Source organism: Chromobacterium sp. S0633 (genome assembly GCF_024158805.1).
Lineage (GTDB): Bacteria > Pseudomonadota > Gammaproteobacteria > Burkholderiales > Chromobacteriaceae > Chromobacterium.
In genome coordinates, this window is record NZ_JAMZGH010000114.1 from 1 (window position 1) to 1,165 (window position 1,165).

General features: G+C 68.3%; 2 protein-coding genes. Both read left to right on the forward strand.

What is annotated here, in order from left to right; all coding sequences use genetic code 11:
• A partial coding sequence (locus NK214_RS24840) for a hypothetical protein (RefSeq protein ID WP_253315798.1) occupies positions 1-1,004 on the forward strand: 1,004 nt, incomplete at its 5' end.
• Positions 1,005-1,029: 25 nt separating this feature from the next.
• The coding region (locus NK214_RS25195; protein WP_371926316.1) for a glycosyltransferase family 2 protein at positions 1,030-1,165 on the forward strand (136 nt) is incomplete at its 3' end.

Here is a 1,165-nt window from a genome sequence, read left to right on the forward strand (position 1 = left end):
TCCGCGCCATCGTCGGCCGCTACTTTCTGGACCCCCGCATCCGGGCGCTCTATCAGCTGCCCAAGGCCATGGAAGCGCTGCTGCGGCGCGCGCACGGCCGGCCTTACCGCGTGGGCTTCTACCGTCCGGACTTCATCTACGACCGCCATGGCCAGCCGCGCATTTGCGAGGTGGGCGCGCGCTACCCGATGAACGGCTGGATGATCAGCCGCTGGCTGGGTCAGCCGGCCGGAGACGACGCCTTCTTGCAAACCCTGCGTCAATGGCATCCGCCCGGCTGCGTGGTGGCGCTGACGCACGCCCGCGAACCCGGCACCGAGATTTTCCTGCTGGCGGAAACGCTGCGCCGCGACGGCGTCCACTTTCTGTCCGCCCGGCCGGAGGCGCTCAGCGTCCGCGACGGCAAGCTGCGGCTGGACGGCCGGACGGTGAACCGCTGCATCCTGGAAATGGATCGCAGCGAGCTGCCGCTGCTGCCGGACCGGGTGCTGGACCAACTGCTGGACGGCGGCGCGTATTTCAACGACATCCGCACGCTGATCCTGGTGCACGACAAGCGGGTGCTGGCGGTCCTGAATCGCGAGGACATCATGCGGGACTGCCTGGACGCCGACGATTACGCGGCCTTGCGCCCCTTTCTGATCCCCTCCTTCGCGCCGGCCTCGCGGGACGAGGCCGAGGCCCTGCTGGCGCGCGCCGGCGACTTCATCGCCAAACCCAGCAGCGGCGGCCGCGGCCTGGGCTCGCTGGTGCGCTCCGCCTGCGGCGAAACCGCCTGGCGCGAACTGGTGCTGGGGCAATGGCCGCAATACATGTTCCAGGACTACATCGAGCAAAGCGAGTTCGTGGACCCGGAAAGCCGGCAGCGCATCCGGCTGGTGGGCATGCAGCTGTGCCGCGACGCGGAAAGCTACGGCCCCGGCGTGTTTCGCGGCTCGGACGAGTTGATCATCAATCTGCACCAGCGCCGCGGCAAGCTGTACTCCGCCGCCGCGACGGCCTGAACCGGTTTCGCGCACAGGGGGCTTCATGCGGCATTCCGTCATTATTCCGCTGTACAACAAACGCGCCTACATCGGCGAGACCATCGCCTCGCTGGCGGCGCAGGAAAAGGCGCCGCACGAGATCATCATCGTCGACGACGCCAGCACCGACGACGGCGCGG